The 16,752-nt window shown below is 59.6% G+C and carries 13 protein-coding genes; 11 read left to right on the top strand and 2 right to left on the bottom strand.

The genetic code is table 11. The annotated features are described in order from the left end of the window. The first annotated feature begins 72 nt into the window (after positions 1–72). The 5 genes from N7D90_RS01990 (at position 73) to rarD (ending at position 5,935) form a co-directional block, all read left to right on the top strand. Complete coding sequence (locus tag N7D90_RS01990) at positions 73–813, top strand: ComF family protein (RefSeq protein ID WP_261740668.1); 741 nt, start codon at positions 73–75, stop codon at positions 811–813. Between the two features lie 57 nt (positions 814–870). Continuing rightward, on the top strand, positions 871–1,635 hold the full coding sequence (locus N7D90_RS01985; protein WP_261740667.1) for a TOBE domain-containing protein: 765 nt from the start codon (positions 871–873) through the stop codon (positions 1,633–1,635). Between the two features lie 171 nt (positions 1,636–1,806). Further along, positions 1,807–3,708 carry a PhoX family protein gene (locus N7D90_RS01980; protein ID WP_261740666.1) on the top strand — a complete coding sequence of 634 codons (1,902 nt, stop codon included), beginning with the start codon at positions 1,807–1,809 and terminating at the stop codon, positions 3,706–3,708. A 190-nt stretch (positions 3,709–3,898) separates the two neighbouring features. Then, the gene (locus tag N7D90_RS01975) at positions 3,899–4,873 is read left to right on the top strand and encodes a serine/threonine protein kinase (RefSeq protein ID WP_261740665.1); all 975 of its coding nucleotides are present in this window, start codon (positions 3,899–3,901) and stop codon (positions 4,871–4,873) included. A 174-nt stretch (positions 4,874–5,047) separates the two neighbouring features. Continuing rightward, on the top strand, positions 5,048–5,935 hold the full coding sequence (rarD, locus tag N7D90_RS01970) for an EamA family transporter RarD (protein WP_261740664.1): 888 nt from the start codon (positions 5,048–5,050) through the stop codon (positions 5,933–5,935). Positions 5,936–5,938: 3 nt separating this feature from the next. Here the strand turns inward: rarD and N7D90_RS01965 are convergent, their stop codons facing one another. After that, complete coding sequence (locus tag N7D90_RS01965) at positions 5,939–6,457, bottom strand: glycine cleavage system protein R (RefSeq protein WP_261740663.1); 519 nt, start codon at positions 6,455–6,457, stop codon at positions 5,939–5,941. Between the two features lie 435 nt (positions 6,458–6,892). Here N7D90_RS01965 and N7D90_RS01960 point away from each other — a divergent pair, with 435 nt between their 5' ends. Next, positions 6,893–9,070 carry a malate synthase G gene (locus N7D90_RS01960; protein WP_261740662.1) on the top strand — a complete coding sequence of 726 codons (2,178 nt, stop codon included), beginning with the start codon at positions 6,893–6,895 and terminating at the stop codon, positions 9,068–9,070. Positions 9,071–9,145: 75 nt separating this feature from the next. On the opposite strand, the gene N7D90_RS01955 is transcribed toward N7D90_RS01960, so the two are convergent. Further along, positions 9,146–9,586: a response regulator gene (locus tag N7D90_RS01955; protein WP_261740661.1), complete on the bottom strand. Its 441-nt coding sequence runs from the start codon at positions 9,584–9,586 to the stop codon at positions 9,146–9,148. Positions 9,587–9,880: 294 nt separating this feature from the next. Here N7D90_RS01955 and N7D90_RS01950 point away from each other — a divergent pair, with 294 nt between their 5' ends. From N7D90_RS01950 to N7D90_RS01930, 5 genes are all read left to right on the top strand, one after another. Then, positions 9,881–11,815, top strand: a complete 1,935-nt coding sequence (locus N7D90_RS01950) for a putative nucleotidyltransferase substrate binding domain-containing protein (RefSeq protein ID WP_261740660.1) — start codon at positions 9,881–9,883, stop codon at positions 11,813–11,815. Then, positions 11,812–12,522: a PolC-type DNA polymerase III gene (locus N7D90_RS01945; RefSeq protein WP_261740659.1), complete on the top strand. Its 711-nt coding sequence runs from the start codon at positions 11,812–11,814 to the stop codon at positions 12,520–12,522. Before N7D90_RS01950 ends, N7D90_RS01945 begins: the two co-directional genes overlap by 4 nt. Positions 12,523–12,732: 210 nt before the next feature. Then, a complete protein-coding gene (locus tag N7D90_RS01940; RefSeq protein WP_261740658.1) occupies positions 12,733–13,257 on the top strand; it encodes an RNA polymerase sigma factor in 525 nt (174 codons plus the stop codon). Then, positions 13,254–14,231 (top strand): FecR family protein, encoded by a 978-nt coding sequence (locus tag N7D90_RS01935; protein WP_261740657.1) that lies wholly within the window; start codon positions 13,254–13,256, stop codon positions 14,229–14,231. Before N7D90_RS01940 ends, N7D90_RS01935 begins: the two co-directional genes overlap by 4 nt. A 90-nt stretch (positions 14,232–14,321) precedes the next feature. Continuing rightward, the gene (locus N7D90_RS01930) at positions 14,322–16,736 is read left to right on the top strand and encodes a TonB-dependent receptor (RefSeq protein WP_261740656.1); all 2,415 of its coding nucleotides are present in this window, start codon (positions 14,322–14,324) and stop codon (positions 16,734–16,736) included. Positions 16,737–16,752 lie beyond the last annotated feature (16 nt).

Here is a 16,752-nt window from a genome sequence, read left to right as displayed (position 1 = left end):
GTTATGCTTTGACTAGAACCTGAGGCAATCGCCCAGGCACGGCACGGATGTCGGCATGTTTAAGGATGTGACATGAACTGTCAACCACAATGGATTAGGCAGGTTTACATCTGGTTATTTAATAACCAGACATGTTTGTTATGCGATGAACGCAGCTACACACTGCACCCGCTGTGCGTTGCCTGCGAGCTGGAGCTGCCCTGGCTGGGCGACAGCTGTCAGCGCTGCGCCTTGCCACTGCCAATGGCTGGGCTGATGTGCGGTCATTGCATCAAGCAACCGCCCGCTTTCGAGCGCGTGCATGCACCCTGGGTATATGGATTTCCGGTCGACAGCCTGATCATCCGCTTCAAGCACCACAGCAAATGGCCATATGGCCGACTGTTGGCCGAACTTCTCAGCCAATCACTGCTCGATGGCTTCAATTCAGGCGATCCCCGGCCCGACTTTCTGCTACCGGTGCCCCTGTCCATCAAGCGCCTGCGTCAGCGCGGCTATAACCAGGCCACCATGCTCGCGCAATGGCTCAGCACTGCACTGAACATCCCTCAGCGCGAGCACTGGCTGCTGCGCATCCAAGACACCGCTGCACAGCAGGCTCTGGATGCCAAAACCCGCAAGCGCAACTTGCTGCACGCATTCAGCCTCGCGCCTGGGGTGCAGGTTGGCGGATTGCATCTGGCGCTGGTCGATGACGTGCTGACCACCGGCGCCACGGCGCAAAGCCTGGCGCGCTTGTTGATCAGGACCGGGGCACGGCGAGTAGACGTGTATTGCCTGGCCCGAACCCCAAAACCCGACGGGCCTCCTTGACTCACCCCGGCGGAGCAGGCACTTTCCGGGCACGTCCCACCTTGCGAATCTGCCGTTATGCACCTGCCCACCTTGCTCGCTCAACACATCGTCCGCCGCCCGCAACGCATCGCCCTGTTGCAGCATATTGCCGAACAGGGCTCGATCACCGCTGCGGCCAAAAGTGCGGGCATCAGCTACAAAGCCGCATGGGATGCGATTGATGAACTGAACAACCTGGCGCAAACCCCCTTGGTGGAGCGCAGCATCGGCGGCAAAGGGGGAGGCGGTGCTCGACTGTCCGTGGCCGGTGAGCGGGTGCTGCGGCTTTATCAGCGCTTACAAGCATTGCAGAATCAGGTGCTGGACGCTGCCGAAGACTCCCAAGACCTTGATCTGCTGGGCCGCCTGATGTTGCGCACCAGCGCCCGTAACCAGTTGCATGGCACCGTGATTGCCATCCATGGGCATGGCCACAACGACCTGATCCAGCTTGAACTACCCGGCGGCCTGACCCTCCACGCGCAAATCACCCACGACAGCACCCAACGCCTGGAACTGGCGATCGGCAGCCCGGCGGTGGCGCTGATCAAAGCAGGCTGGCTGCAACTGACGAGCGCCGCGCAACTGCCCGGCCCTGATCACAATCATCTGCACGGCCAGATCGAACAGATCGTGCACACCGACAATGGCCCCAGCGAAGTACGCATCAGTCTGCCCAATGGCCAGACCTTGTGCGCCCTTACCGAGCCGCAACACCTTGAAACATTAGAGTTACACGTTGGCGACGAGACTCAGGTGCAGTTTTCGCCATCGATGGTGTTACTGGGAACGGCCTTGTAACACTCGATGCCACCCTGTGGCAGCGGGCTTACTCGCGATGCAGGCGACGCTGTGTCTGTGCATAATCGCGAGCTCGCCTGCTCCCGCACACCTCCCTGCTAACACTTGAAACATCCTTGTCATACCTGCTGCTTATGGTGTCTGCCAAAACCGTCCAGAGCCGAGCCAGCCATGAGCCTATTAGAAGAAAACCAACCCACCGACCTTGAGCAGATCATCGGCCTGAGTCGACGTGGCTTTATCAGCGCGGGCGCCTTGTGCGGCGCAGCTATGTTTCTGGGTGGCGGCCTGCTCAGTCGAAGCGCCCTGGCGGCCGGTGTCAGTACTGCCAACAGCAACCTGCTGGGGTTCGACAGTATCAACGCCGCCACCACCGATACCATCAGCCTGCCGCCCGGCTATCGCGCCTCGGTACTTATCAGCTGGGGCCAACCGCTACAGGCCAAAGGCCCGGCGTTTGACCCTTCCGGCAACGGCACTGCCCGCGAACAGGAAGTGCAGTTTGGCGACAACAATGACGGCATGAGCCTGTTCGCCTTCGCCGATGACCCGAACCGCGCACTGATGGCGATCAACAACGAATACACCAACTATCGCTACCTCTACCCCCACGGCGGTTCACCGACATCGCTTGAAGAAGTGAACAAGGCCCAGGCCTCTGAAGGCGTATCGGTCATCGAGATTCAGCGCAAGGACGACGGCTGGCAGTTTGTTCAGGGTTCACCCTTTAACCGCCGCATCCACGGCAACACACCCATCCAGCTGAGCGGCCCCGCAGCCGGCCATGCTTTGCTGCGCACCCAGGCAGATGCCAGCGGCACCCGCGCACTGGGCACCTTCCAGAACTGCGCCAACGGTAAGACCCCGTGGGGCACCTACCTGACCTGCGAAGAAAACTTCACCGACTGCTTTGGCAGCTCCGACCCCAAACAGACCTTTGACGCGGCACAAAAGCGCTATGGCGCAGTCGCTGCCAGCAAAGATATCAACTGGCACCAGCATGACCCGCGCTTCGACTTGGCACTCAACCCCAACGAACTCAATCGTCACGGCTGGGTGGTGGAAATCGACCCGTTCGACCCGCTTTCGACACCGGTCAAACGCACTGCACTGGGCCGCTTCAAACACGAAAACGCCGCACTGGCCGAAACGGGCGACGGCCGCGCCGTGGTCTATATGGGCGACGATGAGCGCGGCGAGTTCATCTACAAATTCATCAGCCGCGACAAGATCAACCACCAAAATCCGAAGGCCAATCGCGACCTGCTCGACCACGGCACCCTCTATGTGGCGCGCTTCGACGGTGGCGACAGCAACCCTGATCGCCCCAAGGGCCACGGCCAATGGGTTGAACTGACTCACGGCAAAAACGGTGTAGAGGCCAGCAACGGGTTTGCCAGCCAGGCCGACGTGCTGATTCACGCCCGCATGGCTGCCAGTACCGTCGGCGCCACCCGCATGGATCGCCCGGAATGGATTGTCGTCAACCCCAAGGATGGCCAGGTCTATTGCACCCTGACCAACAACGTCAAACGCGGCGAAGACGGGCAACCGGTCGGCGGCCCCAACCCGCGCGAGAAGAACGTCTACGGCCAGGTCCTGCGCTGGCAAGCAGGTAATGGCGATCATGGCGCAGACACCTTCGACTGGGACCTGTTTGTGGTGGCCGGCAACCCGGCAGTTCACGGCAAAACTGCCAAAGGTGGCTCGGCCAACATTACCCCGCAGAACATGTTCAACAGCCCCGACGGCCTGGGCTTTGACGATGCCGGGCGCTTGTGGATTCTGACCGACGGTGACTCCAGCAACAGCGGCGACTTTGCCGGCATGGGCAATAACCAAATGCTCTGCGCCGACCCGGTCAGCGGTGAAATCCGCCGCTTTATGGTCGGCCCGATTGGCTGCGAAGTGACCGGCATCAGCTTCTCACCCGATCACAAAACACTGTTCGTGGGCATTCAGCACCCAGGCGAGAACGGCGGTTCTACCTTTCCAGAGCACCTGCCCAACGGTAAACCGCGCTCCTCGGTCATGGCCATCAGCCGGGAAGACGGCGGCATCGTCGGCGCATAACAAAAAGTCTTGTGGGAGCGAGCCTGCTCGCGATTGCATCACTGCGGTGATCCAGAAACACCGCGTCGCATGCATCGCGAGCGAGCCCGCTCCCACAAGGGGGCCAGACTATATTCAATCGCCCTCAGCCACCCGGTCTGCGTTAACATGCATGGCCGGACGCGGCAGCCTGCTGCGCGCAGGAGTCAGCATGTCTCATCCGTTTGCAACACTTACCCCTGATCTGGTGCTCGACGCCGTCGAGAGCATCGGTTTCTTGAGCGATGCCCGCGTGCTGGCGCTCAATAGCTACGAAAACCGCGTGTATCAGGTCGGTATTGAAGACTCGCAACCGCTGATCGCCAAGTTCTACCGCCCCCAGCGCTGGACCAACGAGGCGATCCTCGAAGAACACCGCTTCACCTTTGAACTGGCCGAGTGCGATGTACCTGTCGTGGCGCCGATGATTCATAACGGTGAAAGCCTGTTCGAGCACCAAGGTTTCCGCTTCACCCTGTTTCCTCGCCGTGGCGGCCGTGCGCCGGAGCCAGGCAATCTCGATCAGCTGTATCGCCTCGGCCAACTGCTCGGTCGCCTGCATGCCGTGGGCGCCACCAAGCCGTTTGAACATCGCGAAGCGCTGGGCGTGAAGAACTTCGGTCACGACTCGCTGACCACCCTGCTTGAAGGCAACTTCATTCCGCGCAGCTTGCTCCCGGCCTACGAGTCAGTCGCCCGCGACCTGCTCAAGCGCGTCGAAGACGTATACGCCGCCACCCCGCACACCAATATCCGCATGCACGGCGACTGCCATCCCGGCAACATGATGTGCCGCGACGAAGTGTTCCATATCGTCGACCTCGACGACTGCCGCATGGGCCCTGCGGTGCAGGACTTATGGATGATGCTGGCCGGTGATCGTCAGGAATGCCTGGGCCAGCTGTCCGAACTGATGGATGGTTACAGCGAGTTCCATGATTTCAACCCACGTGAACTGGCGCTGATCGAACCGCTGCGCGCCTTGCGTCTGATGCACTACAGCGCATGGCTGGCGCGACGTTGGGACGACCCGGCATTCCCCCACAGTTTTCCGTGGTTTGGCACTGAACGTTATTGGGGCGACCAGATCCTGGCGCTGCGCGAACAATTGTCGGCGCTCAATGAAGAACCGCTGAAGCTGTTCTGATCAGCCCTCATTGTTGCTCTCGTGGGAGCGGGCTTGCTCGCGATTCAGGCGACGCGGTGCCCCTGGATAATCGCGGTGATGCAATCGCGAGCAAGCCCGCTCCCACAAATGGAAAAACCTGCTTACACTCTTGGCTTCTTCCGTGTCCGTTAGTTGCCTAAGCAAGGATTCTGCATGCAAGCCGCCAACCCGCGTCGCGGGTATATTTTAGGCCTTAGCGCCTATGTCATCTGGGGCATCTTCCCGCTCTATTTCAAACTACTGGCCAGCGTCCCGGCCGCCGAAATTATCGTGAACCGGGTGCTCTGGTCCGCGCTGTTCGGCTCACTGTTGCTGCTGGTATGGAAACATCCCGGCTGGTGGCAAGAACTGCGCGACAACCCCAAACGCATTGGCGTGCTGACCATCAGCGGCCTGCTGATCGCCGTCAACTGGCTGACCTACGTGTGGGCGGTGAACAACGACCGCATGCTTGAAGCCAGCCTGGGGTACTACATCAACCCGCTGGTCAACGTGCTGCTCGGCATGTTGTTGCTGGGCGAACGCCTGCGCCGCCTGCAGTGGATTGCGGTGGGTCTGGCCGCCGCCGGAGTGGCGCAACAAGTGTGGCAAGTCGGCAGCCTGCCGTGGGTCTCGCTGGTGTTGGCGCTGAGCTTCGGGTTTTACGGCCTGATCCGCAAGCAGGCGCCGGTCAAGGCGCTACCGGGACTGGTGGTCGAGACCTGGATCCTGGTCCCCGTCGCCATCGGCTGGCTGCTGCTGCACCCTGAGGCCAACAGTGCCCATAGCGAATTCTGGAGCAGTTCAGAAGCTTGGTTGCTGGTGGCTGCCGGCCCGGCAACGCTGATACCGCTGGTGTGTTTCAACGCCGCCGCACGGCATTTGCCTTACACCACGCTGGGTTTTATGCAGTACATCGCGCCGACGCTGGTATTGATCCTGGCGATAACGGTGTACGGCGAGCACTTGTCCGACAGTACCCTGCTCGCCTTCGTATTTATCTGGGCCGGTCTGGTGGTGTACAGCCTCGATGCCTGGTTCAGCATGCGCCAGCGCGGTTGAAGCTTAGTCCTCGGTGCTGAACTTAAGATCAACCACCAGTTCATCCGCCAAGGTTTCCAGACGTTTTTGCAGTACGTCCAGGGACAAGGTCAGAGGCACCGCCAAAATCGCCTCGGCATGAAACAGCGGCTCGTTGCTCATCGGCGCGGGCCGCACATCTGTCACCAGCCGCTCCAGATTCACCCCCTGCTCCGTCAGCACCCGGGTAATGTCGCGCACAATACCGGGGCGGTCGTTACCTACCAGCTCCATGGCGATGGGCTTCCAGGTGCAGGATTGCTCGATGCCACTTTCGGCAATCAATACCCGAATCCCTTCCTTGGCCAGACCGTGCAGTGCATCGACCAGCTCATCGTGGGCCTCGGCGGGCACACCTACGCGCAAGATCCCGGCAAATTGCCCGGCCATTCGCGACATTCGACTCTCCAGCCAATTACCCCCATGCTCGGCGATGCATTGGGCAATACGCTCGACCTGCCCGGCCTTGTCCTGGGCAAAGACCGTAATCACAAGATGGTTCATGGCGGGGGGCTCTCTTATTAGGGGGGTCGGTTGAGTATAGGCCGCTATGAAATACCTGTAGCCGCTGCCGAAGGCTGCGATGGGTTTGGATTTTTGAAGGCCCTACGGGCCTTATCGCAGCCTGCGGCAGCGGCTACACCCGTCAAAACCAAATCACCACGGATTAAATTGTGTACTGTTTTTAGAATTATCCGGGACAACCTGCATATTTCTTGAGAACATCTTGTTCTTCTGTGTGACCGATAGCGTAAAAACGGTCGCAGAACGACGTGATCAGTCTGATTTTCACATCTGCAATTGATCATGTAGTATGCCTCGGCGACCACTACATAATTTGCAACACGGTCCGTCAAGGCGTCTGCAATAACCCGCACCACCCCGCCCGCATGAGCCAAGGCGGTGTCAGGCTTTAAATAAAAATGAGTGAGGCAAGCAATGACTGAACACGTTCACGTCGGTGGCCTGCAGGTCGCCAAAGTCCTGTTCGACTTCGTAAACAACGAAGCTATTCCCGGTACCGGCCTCACCGCCGATCAGTTCTGGGCAGGTGCCGATAAGGTCATCAATGACCTGGCGCCCAAGAACAAAGCACTGCTCGCCAAACGCGATGATTTGCAGGCGCGGATCGACGCCTGGCACCAGGCTCAGGCCGGCAAGGCCCATGACGCCGTGGCTTATAAAGCCTTCCTCCAGGATATTGGGTATCTGCAGCCAGAAGCCGCAGATTTCCAGGCAACGACGCAAAACGTCGATGACGAAATCGCTCGCATGGCTGGCCCGCAATTGGTAGTACCAGTCATGAATGCGCGCTTTGCCCTCAACGCCTCGAACGCCCGCTGGGGTTCGCTGTACGACGCGTTGTACGGCACCGATGCCATCAGCGAAGCCGATGGTGCCGAGAAGGGTAAAGGCTACAACAAGGTCCGTGGCGACAAGGTCATTGCCTTCGCCCGCGCCTTTCTCGACGAAGCCGCGCCTCTGGCCAGCGGCACTCACGTTGACTCCAACAGCTACGCCATCGTTGACGGCGCCTTGCAGGTTACCCTCAAGGACGGCGCCAGCACCGGCCTGCGCGACGCCGCGCAACTGATCGGTTACCACGGTTCAGCAGCAGCGCCGACCGCCGTGCTGCTCAAGCACAATGGCCTGCACTTCGAAATCCAGATCGACGCATCGAGCCCGGTCGGCCAGACCGACGCTGCAGGCGTTAAAGACGTGCTGATGGAAGCGGCCCTGACCACCATCATGGACTGCGAAGACTCGGTTGCCGCCGTCGATGCCGATGACAAGGTAGTGATTTACCGCAACTGGCTCGGCCTGATGAAGGGCGATCTGAGCGAGCAAGTGTCCAAGGGCGGCCAGACCTTCACCCGCACCATGAACCCGGACCGCGAGTACACGGCGCCCAACGGCGGCACCGTCAGCCTGCACGGCCGCTCGCTGCTGTTCGTGCGCAACGTCGGTCATTTGATGACCATCGATGCGATCCTCGACAAAGATGGCAACGAAGTGCCAGAAGGCATTCTCGACGGTCTGCTGACCAGCCTCGCAGCGATCCACAGCCTTAACGGTAAAGCCACGCGCAGCAACAGCCGCACCGGCTCGGTCTACATCGTGAAGCCGAAGATGCACGGCGCTGAAGAAGCGGCGTTCACCAACGAACTGTTTGGCCGCATCGAAGACGTGCTCAAGCTGCCACGCAACACGCTCAAAGTCGGGATCATGGACGAAGAGCGGCGCACCACGATCAACCTCAAGGCGTGCATCAAGGCTGCCAGCGAGCGCGTGGTGTTTATCAACACCGGCTTCCTGGACCGCACCGGCGACGAGATCCATACCTCGATGGAAGCCGGGCCGATGGTGCGCAAGGCCGACATGAAAGCCGAGAAGTGGATTTCGGCCTACGAAAACAACAACGTCGATGTCGGCTTGAGCACTGGCCTGCAAGGCCGTGCGCAAATCGGTAAAGGCATGTGGGCCATGCCCGACCTGATGGCCGCGATGCTGGAGCAAAAAATCGCTCACCCGCTGGCCGGTGCCAACACCGCCTGGGTGCCATCACCGACCGCCGCGGCCTTGCACGCGCTGCATTACCACAAGGTTGACGTGTTCGCCCGTCAGGCCGAACTGGCCAAGCGCACTCCGGCCTCGGTGGACGACATCCTGACCATCCCGCTGGCGGTGAACCCGCAGTGGACCCCGGAGCAGATCCAGAACGAACTGGACAACAACTCCCAGGGCATTCTGGGCTATGTGGTGCGCTGGATCGACCAGGGCGTGGGTTGTTCGAAGGTGCCGGATATCAACGATATCGGCCTGATGGAAGACCGTGCAACGCTGCGTATTTCCAGCCAGCACATCGCCAACTGGCTGCGTCATGGCATCGTCAGCCAGACCCAGGTCATGGAAAGCCTAAAGCGCATGGCGCCTGTGGTTGACCGCCAGAACGCCAACGACGCGTTGTACCGTCCATTGGCGCCGAACTTCGACAGCAACATCGCCTTCCAGGCGGCAGTCGAGCTGGTGATCGAAGGCACCAAACAGCCGAACGGCTATACCGAACCGGTACTGCACCGTCGTCGTCGCGAGTTCAAAGCCAAAAACGGCCTGTAACCCGCACCCAATAAAAAGCCCCGGCCATGTGCCGGGGCTTTTTTGCATCTGCTGTTCCAATCTTGTGGCAGAGGGCTACATCCCCAATTCCTGCCTGATCAGCGCCAGCAACTTGTCGGTATCAATCGGCTTGAGCAAAAAATCCACCACATGCAAGTGCATGGCATCGATGGCATCAAGCACATTCGCATCACCCGACATGATGATGATCGGCAAGGTGGCCCGTTCCGATTCGCGGACTTTGCGTATCAGGTGCAAGCCATCGTGGGGCAGCATGCGCAAATCGGTGAGCATCAGGTTAATCGGCTGTTCGGACTCCAGGAGCGCCAGCGCCTGCTCTTCGTTACTTGCTGTCAGGCACTCGATCGCGTTCAGCTCCAAAAACTCCGCCAACAATTCGCGAGCCAATGGATCGTCATCAACAATCAACACACAGGACGAAGCCGAAGCAGGTGCCTGCATCACCTCGTGCAAGGCCTCGCGTTCGGCGTCGGTCAAAATGTCATGTTCAGTCATATGTTTCTCGAAAACTGCCCTGTAGGTTAATTGTCCCTACGGTGTAGTCCGTTATTCCTCACCGTCCGCCAATGTGCACTTAGGCGCGTGCATTTCCAAGCCTTGCAGTAGCCGAAATGTACAAAATAAATACACGCCTTTTCGAAGATATCAGCATAGCGCGACTCCATAGACTTACGTCCAATGGGCACCCGCGCGCAGACCGCCGAGCATGAGGGATAGAAACACGCAGTGGGGCCCAGCCCTGTCCAGTCATAACAACAATGGTTCACCACCCACAACGCGGTATCAGTAATGAGCAAATCGGATGCGTTTCTCCAGGCAGGGAAGACCGCGGTGCTGCAGAACATTCACGGCACCATGCAGTTTTTGCAGCGATTCCCGCCCTTTAACCAGATGGAAAACACTCACCTGGCGTATCTGGTCGAACAGTGCCAACTGCGCTTTTATGCTCCGGGCGAAAGCATCATCCGGCCGACCGACGGCCCGGTTGAGCACTTCTATATCGTCAAACAGGGCCGAGTGGTGGGTGAGCGGACTCATACCGGTCGAGAAGAAGCCCAGACCACCTTTGAGATCACTACCGGCGAGTGCTTCCCCCTCGCCGCATTGCTGGGCGAGCGCGCCACCCGCACCGAACACCGCGCCGCTGAAGATACGTTCTGCCTGCAACTGAACAAGGCCGCGTTTATTAAACTGTTTGCCCTGTCCGACGAGTTCCGTGACTTTGCCTTGCGCGGCGTCAGTAGCCTGCTCGACAAGGTCAATCAGCAGGTTCAGCAAAAAGCCGCTGAAACTCTCGGCACCCAATACTCGCTCAACACCCGCTTGGGTGAGCTGGCCATGCGTCACCCTGTGACCTGTTCGCCAAAAGCCGCGCTGCGCGAAGCCGTGCGCCTGATGCACGAACAGCAAGTGGGCAGCATCGTCGTGGTCGACGAACACAAGGCACCGCTGGGTATTTTCACCCTGCGCGACCTGCGTCAGGTGGTCGCCAATGGCCTGGAGAATTTCGACCAGGCCATTGACCTGCACATGACCCCAGGGCCGTTCTACCTGAGCCCCGACCACAGCGCCTTCGACGCAGCCATTGCCATGACCGAACGGCACATTGCCCATGTGTGTCTGGTTAAGGATCAGCGCCTGTGCGGCGTGGTGTCGGAGCGTGACCTGTTCTCCCTGCAACGGGTCGATCTGGTTCATTTGGCGCGCACCATCCGTCACGCGCCACGGCTGGACACCCTGATCAACCTGCGTGGCGAAATCGGCCAACTGGTAGAGCGCATGCTGGCCCACGGCGCGTCCTCCACGCAGATTACCCACATCATCACCCAGCTCAACGACCACACCGTGTGCCGGGTTATCGAGCTGGTACTGGCCGACAAGGGCGACCCTGGCGTGCCATTTACCTGGCTGTGTTTTGGCAGCGAAGGGCGACGCGAGCAAACCCTGCACACGGATCAGGACAACGGCATTCTGTTCGAGGCCAAAGACGCTGCCCAGGCCGCCGAAATCCGCCAGCGCCTGCTGCCCATCGCACAGCAGATCAACCATCATCTTGCGGCCTGCGGCTTCACTCTGTGCAAGGGCAACATCATGGCCGGTAACCCCGAGCTATGCCTGTCGCGTGGCGAATGGGGCCGACGCTTTGCCGCCTTTATCCGCGAAGCCACCCCCGAAAACCTGCTGGCTTCCACTATCTATTTCGACTTGCGGGTGGTCTGGGGCGATGAACAGGGCTGCGCGCAACTGCGCCGCAGCATGCTTGAGCAAGTGGCCGACAACCGCCTGTTCCAGCGCATGATGGCCGACAACGCACTGCGCCATCGCCCGCCAGTGGGACGCTTTCGCGAATTTGTGCTGGAGCGCAAAGGCAGCGACAAGGCCACCCTCGACCTCAAGGTCCAGGGCCTTACGCCCTTTGTTGATGGCGCACGCTTGCTGGCGCTGGCCAACGGCGTTGAAGCCAACAACACCCTTGAGCGCCTGCGCCAGCTGGTGACCCTTGAAGTTATCGAACCACTGGACGGCGCCGCGTATGAAGAGGCCTATCACTTCATCCAGCAGACCCGCATGCAGCAGCACCAATTGCAAACCCGCGAGAACCGTCCGTACTCCAACCGCGTAGACCCGGACAGCCTTAACCAGCTGGACCGGCGCATCTTGCGTGAAGCCCTGCGCCAGGCCCAGCGCCTGCAAAGCAGCCTGGCCCTGCGGTATCAGCTATGAGCCTGTTGTCATGGTTGTTACCGCGTAAAAAACCGGTCCTGGGCCTTGAACAGCAACAGCGCCTGCTGCAACTGCCTACCGCCTCGGGATTGAGCGACGCACCGCTCCGCGCGCAGCGCTGGGTGGTGGTCGATCTGGAAACCAGCGGTTTGCACCTCAATCGTGATCAGGTGTTGTCGATTGGTGCGGTGGTGATTGAAGACGGCGCCATTGACCTGAGCCAGGCGTTTGAACGCACGCTGCTGCGCCCCAACAGCCCTCTCAACCCCAGCGTGCTGCTACATGGGTTGGGGCCAGCCGCCATTGCCGCAGGCAGCGAACCGGTAGATGCCCTGCTCGACTTCATGGCATTTGTGGGTGACAGCCCCTTGCTGGCGTTCCATGCGCCGTTTGACCAGCACATGCTCACCCGAGCCCTCAAAGACAGCCTGGATTACCGTTTGCAGCATACGTTTATGGATGTTGCGGCACTGGCACCGATGCTTTGCCCGCAGGTCAATCAGCGCGAAGCCGGGCTTGACCAGTGGATCAATCACTTCAACCTCCAGGTCGAAGACCGCCACAACGCCAGTGCCGACGCCCTGGCCACCGCCGAACTGGCGCTGATCCTGTTCAGCCGCGCCCGGGTCCAGGGCATCGACAGCCCTCAGGCCCTGCAACAGCGGCTGAACCAGTGGCAACGGCGCAAACAGGTGCACAGCTTTTAACCTACGTACCCTTTGTAGCCGCTGCCGCAGGCTGCGATAAGGCCCGCTGGACCTTCGCTCTTTAAAAGACACGACCCCTTCGGGCTCGATCGCAACCTGCGGCAGCGGCTACAGGCTCTTTATCCTCATCCGATGAGCGTCAATTGCGTAGGACCATTCGCTCTGACACAATCGCGAATAATTATCGTTAGTTAAAACTTGCAGTCGGTGATGTCTTTGTCGTCAGTCCAAAACCCACACAGTGAGCTGGTTGGAGCGCTATATCGCGACCATCGCGGCTGGCTGCTGGCGTGGTTGCGGCGCAACGTTGCCTGCCCGCAGCGGGCTGAAGACCTCAGCCAGGACACCTTCGTGCGCCTGCTGGGCCGCACCGAACTGCAAGCCCCCCGCGAACCCCGGGCGTTTTTGGCGGCCATCGCCAAGGGTCTGCTGTTTGACTACTTTCGCCGCGCAGCTCTGGAGCAGGCCTGGCTCAACGAACTGATGCTGATCCCCGAGGCCGAGCACCCCTCGCCCGAAGCCCAGCAAATGATCCTTGAAGACCTCAGGGCCATCGACCGCCTGCTCAGCAAGCTCTCGAGCAAGTCCCGCGCAGCCTTCCTCCATAGCCGCCTCGATGGCCTGACCCACGCTGAAATCGCCGAGCGCCTGGGCGTGTCAGTGCCCCGTGTGCGCCAGTATCTGGCCCAGGGCATCCGCCAGTGCTACGTCGCCCTGTATGGCGAGCCGACATGAGCCAAGCCAACACCAAGCCGGTCTCGGCCCAGGTGCTGGACGCCGCCATCGCCTGGCAGCTGTGCCTGGATTGCGGCAACGGCAGCGCCGTGGAACAAGCCGAGTTTGCCAAGTGGTACAGCGCCAGCGAAGAACACGCCCGCGCCTGGCTGCAACTGGGCATGCTCGATCAGCGCTTCAGCAATACTGGCGTTCCGGCACGCAACGCACTGCTCAATGCACGCAATGGCGTGCAGCAGCGGGTGCGTAAAATCAGCAGTAACCTGGCCAGTATCGCCCTGGTGTGCGGGTTGGCCTTGTTCGCCGGTAAAAGCTATCTGCCTATTGATTACTGGATGGCCGACCAGCGCACCGCCACCGGCGAACAACGTCAGCTGCGTCTGGCTGACGGCACGCTGCTCAACCTCAATACCCACAGCGCAGTCGATGTGCGCTTTGATGACACTACCCGGAGAATCATCCTGCAAGAAGGTGAAATCATGGTCGAAACAGGCCATGGCGACCCTCGCCCCTTTATCGTGCAAACCCGCGATGGCAGCCTGCGTGCGCTGGGCACACGATTCATGGTCAAGCGCGAAGACGACGGCACACGCCTGAGCGTGTTGCAATCGCGGGTCGAGGCGCATCCTGAAAACAGCGCCGAACAAACCATCTACAGCGAAGGCCAGCAAGTGCTGATGTACAGCGACCGCCTTGGTCAAATGCTCGCCGTAAGCCCTGGCGCAGACGCCTGGACACGCGGCATGCTGGTGCTCGACAACGTGCGCTTGGCCGACATGGTCAGCGAACTCAATCGTTATCATCGCGGCCACTTGGGCGTTGACCCGCAAGTGGCCGACCTGCGCATCACCGGCAGCTTCCCGCTGAACAATGTCGAACTGGCGCTCAATGCCCTGATGCCGACCTTGCCGGTACAGATCCAGCAGCGCACCCCGTGGTGGGTCACCGTTAGCGCCAAGCCCCAAAAGAACTGAATCTAAATTATTTTCAATCAGCCCTATCACTTTTGCGATCTCGTGCGGCAGATAGGCATTGAGAAACATTTCCATTCAGGAACCCGCCGAATGTCCCGCACCCTCGACACGTTTTTGCGCCCCAGCCTGTTGGCCGTAGCCATTGCCCTTTGTGCCCCGTTGACCAGCACCACGCTGATCGCCGCCGAACAGGCATCCAGCGCACGCAGCTACAACCTGCCTGCCGGACCTTTGGCGGCCACCCTGAACCAGATCGCCAGCCAGGCCGGCATCACCCTGGCCATCGACTCGTCCCTGCTGGCGGGCAAAACCTCGGCGCCGGTACAAGGCACGTTCGAGGCAACCACGGCGTTGCGTGAGGCGTTGCAGGGGAGTGGGTTGCAGTTGCAGAGCACTGGCAACGGCTCCTACACCCTGATGCCCATCGTCGAAGGCGCACTGACCTTGGGCGACGTCAACATCAACGGCGCTGCCGTCGCTGAAGGGTCGGAAGCAGCAGGTTACGTCAGCGAAAACCTGAATAATGTCGGCGCACTGGGTGGGATGAAACTGCAAGACACCCCCTACTCCATGAGCGTGACCTCCCAGGCTTTGCTCAAAAACATGCAAGCCACATCTCTGGATGACGTGTTCAAGCGCAACCCTTTCACTCAGCTGTTTTCCCCAACCGGCGCGGGTTATGCCAGCGCGGTAAACATTCGCGGTTTCAGTGGCGCGGGTAACCTGAACATTGCCAACGATGGCCTGCGCTTCAGCACACTCGCCGACGCGGGTAACTTTCTGGAAGAAACCGAGCAACTGGAAGTTATCACCGGCCTGACCGGCTTTTTGTATGGCCCCGCGTCTCCGGGCGGTTTAGCCAACTACGTACTGAAACGCCCGACCTATCAAAATTATCGTAGCGTGACCTTGGGCAATGCCGGCGGGGAAAACTATTACCTGCACGGCGACTTTGGCGGCAAGATCGACGACGAAGGCAAATTCGCCTATCGCCTGAACCTGCTGACCCAGGATGGCGAAACCGCCATCGACATGCAGAAACGCCGCCGCGAGATGATCAGCCTGGCCGTGGACTGGAACGTCAGCGACGACCTGCAAATCCAGTTCGATGCATCACACAAGAAAACTCAAATCCGGGGAGTCACCAGTTACTGGTACTTCGGTGATCAGGCGCTGCGCCCCCGTGCCTCGCAGTTGGATAACAACAAACTGTACAGCCAGAAATGGGCATTCTCGGATAACGAAACCGACAAAGGCGGCGTAAGGGCCAAGTGGCGCCTGAACGACACCTTCACCCTGCGCGGCGCACTCGCCACTCAGAAGTTCACCGAACAGAACACCTACACCGGCCCGACCGTTTACAGCCCTGGGGTTTACACCCAACCGCTGTATGCCTTTGCGCCCATTGAGCATGTGGAGAACTCTGCATACCTGTTTCTGGATGCCGCCTTTGCGACAGGCACCGTTGGCCACAAAATGACCATGGGCTATCAGGGTAATGACACACGCGTACGCATGTACGAGGACCACATCCCTTCGAACGGCACACAGTATGGCGACGTCGGCGGCGGCCCGATCCCTTTCGGCAACAGCCAACAAGTCGACAAGCCGGGTTACTCGGTTGGCCATGGCGATCAGCGTTTGGCGAGCACCTCACAAAACAATAACTTCCTGATCGGCGACGTCATTACCTTCAATGATCAATGGTCGAGCATCCTCGGTGTGACCCGCACCCAGATCAAGTCTTATGCCAATGACTTCATCTACTCCACACCCGAGAAGAAAACCCGCTACGACGAAAGCAAAACCTCGCCCAGCGTTTCGCTTATCTACAAACCGGTCCCTTGGCTGACCACCTATGCCACCTACATCGAAGGCCTACAGGCAGGCGGCACGGCACCTTACAACGCGAGCAACGCTGGTCAAATCTTCGCGCCGCAAGTCAGCAAGCAGTACGAAGTGGGCGCCAAAGCTACCGTGGGCGACACATTATTTACCCTGGCCTTGTTCAACATCGAAAAGCCTAATGGTTTCCTCAACGAGACCATGACCTACACCGAAAGCGGCAAGCAGGTTAACAACGGCCTGGAGTTCAGCGTGACCGGTAAGGTCACCCCGGAACTGACAGTTGTAGGCGGTTTTACCTTGCTTGATCCAAAGGTCAAGGACGCAGACAACAAGGCCAACGATGGCAATGCCCCGGTCGACGTTGCCAAGCAACTGGCCAAGGTTTACGCCGAATACGACATCAATACCGTACCCGGTTTGGCCCTGACCGGTGGCGCGTTCTACACCGGCAAGCAATACACCGACGTCAACAACGACTATCAATTGCCGTCGTTCACCACCTTTGATGCCGGTGCACGCTACCGCATGAAAGTTTCGGAAAATGATCTGACCTTGCGTATGAACGTCAGCAACCTGGCCAACAAAGACTACTGGCTCAACAGTCATTACCTGGGCGACCCGCGCACCGTGCAGTTCTCGGCGCAGCTGGAGTTCTAAACAAACCGTTGGCGCA

It is taken from the genome of Pseudomonas fragi, from assembly GCF_025426255.1.
Taxonomy (GTDB): Bacteria; Pseudomonadota; Gammaproteobacteria; order Pseudomonadales; family Pseudomonadaceae; genus Aquipseudomonas; species Aquipseudomonas kulmbachensis.
The sequence above is the reverse complement of the archived record's forward strand: the minus strand, read 5'-3'. Positions and strand labels throughout refer to the sequence as shown.

What these genes read in the sequence shown, in the direction of transcription:
- N7D90_RS01990 (WP_261740668.1), top strand. Translation starts at nt 73, where the DNA reads ATGAACTGTCAACCACAATGGATTAGGCAGGTTTACATCTGGTTATTT.
- N7D90_RS01985 (WP_261740667.1), top strand. Translation starts at nt 871, where the DNA reads ATGCACCTGCCCACCTTGCTCGCTCAACACATCGTCCGCCGCCCGCAA.
- N7D90_RS01980 (WP_261740666.1), top strand. Translation starts at nt 1,807, where the DNA reads ATGAGCCTATTAGAAGAAAACCAACCCACCGACCTTGAGCAGATCATC.
- N7D90_RS01975 (WP_261740665.1), top strand. Translation starts at nt 3,899, where the DNA reads ATGTCTCATCCGTTTGCAACACTTACCCCTGATCTGGTGCTCGACGCC.
- rarD (WP_261740664.1), top strand. Translation starts at nt 5,048, where the DNA reads ATGCAAGCCGCCAACCCGCGTCGCGGGTATATTTTAGGCCTTAGCGCC.
- N7D90_RS01965 (WP_261740663.1), bottom strand. Translation starts at nt 6,457, where the DNA reads ATGAACCATCTTGTGATTACGGTCTTTGCCCAGGACAAGGCCGGGCAG.
- N7D90_RS01960 (WP_261740662.1), top strand. Translation starts at nt 6,893, where the DNA reads ATGACTGAACACGTTCACGTCGGTGGCCTGCAGGTCGCCAAAGTCCTG.
- N7D90_RS01955 (WP_261740661.1), bottom strand. Translation starts at nt 9,586, where the DNA reads ATGACTGAACATGACATTTTGACCGACGCCGAACGCGAGGCCTTGCAC.
- N7D90_RS01950 (WP_261740660.1), top strand. Translation starts at nt 9,881, where the DNA reads ATGAGCAAATCGGATGCGTTTCTCCAGGCAGGGAAGACCGCGGTGCTG.
- N7D90_RS01945 (WP_261740659.1), top strand. Translation starts at nt 11,812, where the DNA reads ATGAGCCTGTTGTCATGGTTGTTACCGCGTAAAAAACCGGTCCTGGGC.
- N7D90_RS01940 (WP_261740658.1), top strand. Translation starts at nt 12,733, where the DNA reads ATGTCTTTGTCGTCAGTCCAAAACCCACACAGTGAGCTGGTTGGAGCG.
- N7D90_RS01935 (WP_261740657.1), top strand. Translation starts at nt 13,254, where the DNA reads ATGAGCCAAGCCAACACCAAGCCGGTCTCGGCCCAGGTGCTGGACGCC.
- N7D90_RS01930 (WP_261740656.1), top strand. Translation starts at nt 14,322, where the DNA reads ATGTCCCGCACCCTCGACACGTTTTTGCGCCCCAGCCTGTTGGCCGTA.